Raw genomic sequence first — 1,486 nt, forward strand, 5'->3', positions numbered from 1 at the left:
GGTGCTGCACCCCAAAAGTTAGAGTTAAAAACTAACTTTTGGGGTGTTTTTCTATGTCAAAATATAGCGAAGAATTCAAAATGAACCTGGTCAACGAATACTTGGACGGCTTTTTGGGATATAAACGCTTAGCCAAAAAACACGGGGTGTCCAGTCATTCGCAAATTATCCGCTGGGTCCGTGCGTATCAAGCCTTCGGCACAGAAGGCTTGCGGAAGAAGCGGAAGCACCGGGTGTATTCTGTTCAATTCAAGTTGGATGTATTACACTTTATGAAACGAACAGGCGCTTCCTACCAAGACACAGCGGTGGAATTCCAACTGCACAACCCTTCGCTGATTGCGAATTGGCACCGGAGATTTTTGGCGCAAGGGGAAGACGGCCTGAACGAACAAGCGAAAGGGCGGCCTCCCATGTCGAAAAAACCAAGAAACAAGCCGGAAAACAACCCGTCAAAACCGAATGGGACGATGTCCCGTGAACAACAACTGGAACGGGAGAACGAACTTCTCCGCTTAGAAGTGGCGTATTTAAAAAAGTTAAAAGCTTTCCAGGAGAACCCGGATGCCTTCCTCGAAAAGCACAAGCAGCGCTGGCATTCGAACTCCAAAAAGAAGGATTCCGATTAACGGATGTGCTGGAGATCGTCGATCTGCCAGAAGCGACGTATCATTACCACCGCCAGCGACTCGGTATGGAAGACCCGGACCGGGAATGGAAAACCGTGATCCGGACGCTCTTTGAGAAACACGAAGGCCGTTATGGGTATCGCCGGATCTCTCTGGAATTAAAGGCGCAAGGGTACGTCATCAACCACAAGAAAGTCCAGCGCATCATGGGCGAATTGAAGTTAAAATGTGTGAAGTTCATTCGGAAATCGCGCTATCGCTCCTATAAGGGGCAAGTAGGGACCATCGCCAAAAACCGGTTGAACCGCCGGTTCCACACATCGCACGCCTTCCAAAAAATCGTAACGGACGTCACGGAATTCAAATGTGCGGGAGAAGAAAAACTGTATTTGAGTCCGGTGATGGATCTCTACAACGGCGAAATCATTGGCATGAGCATGTCCAAACGCCCGACCCTCGACTTCGTCCTGGACTCGCTGCACCAAGCCCTGCCGATGATTCGGGACCAGGCTGCCTACCGGACCACCATCCATTCCGACCAAGGCTGGCATTACCAGCACCGGTACTGGGTGAAAACATTGAAGCAGCACCGGATTTTCCAAAGCATGTCCCGAAAGGCGACGTGTGCCGACAACGCGGCCATGGAAAACTTCTTTGGCCTGCTTAAACAGGAGATGTACCACGGAGAAGCATTGGCGCCGTACGAGGAATTGAAGCAGAAAATTGAACGGTACATCCATTACTACAACCATGAACGCATCAAACAAAAATTGGCCGGCATGAGCCCGGTGAACTACCGGATTCATGCCAGCCAATCAGCTGCATAATTGAAACTCTAACTTTAAGGGGTCACTACC

Annotated in this window: 2 protein-coding genes; both read left to right on the plus strand. The window is 49.9% G+C overall.

Going from position 1 to position 1,486, the window contains the following annotated elements; genetic code table 11:
• Window positions 1–53 precede the first annotated feature (53 nt).
• The gene (locus tag ACSFXN_RS19770; RefSeq protein ID WP_437151908.1) at window positions 54–629 is read left to right on the plus strand and encodes a helix-turn-helix domain-containing protein; all 576 of its coding nucleotides are present in this window, start codon (window positions 54–56) and stop codon (window positions 627–629) included.
• Window positions 593–1,456 (plus strand): IS3 family transposase, encoded by an 864-nt coding sequence (locus ACSFXN_RS19775; RefSeq protein ID WP_437151909.1) that lies wholly within the window; start codon window positions 593–595, stop codon window positions 1,454–1,456. The genes ACSFXN_RS19770 and ACSFXN_RS19775 overlap by 37 nt, the downstream gene beginning before the upstream one ends.
• Window positions 1,457–1,486: the final 30 nt, after the last annotated feature.

This window comes from Planococcus sp. 1R117A, assembly GCF_051417975.1.
GTDB classification, from domain to species: Bacteria; Bacillota; Bacilli; order Bacillales_A; family Planococcaceae; genus Planococcus; species Planococcus shenhongbingii.

Excerpts from the sequence above, each read along its gene's own strand:
- ACSFXN_RS19770 (WP_437151908.1), top strand. The coding sequence starts at position 54 with ATGTCAAAATATAGCGAAGAATTCAAAATGAACCTGGTCAACGAATAC.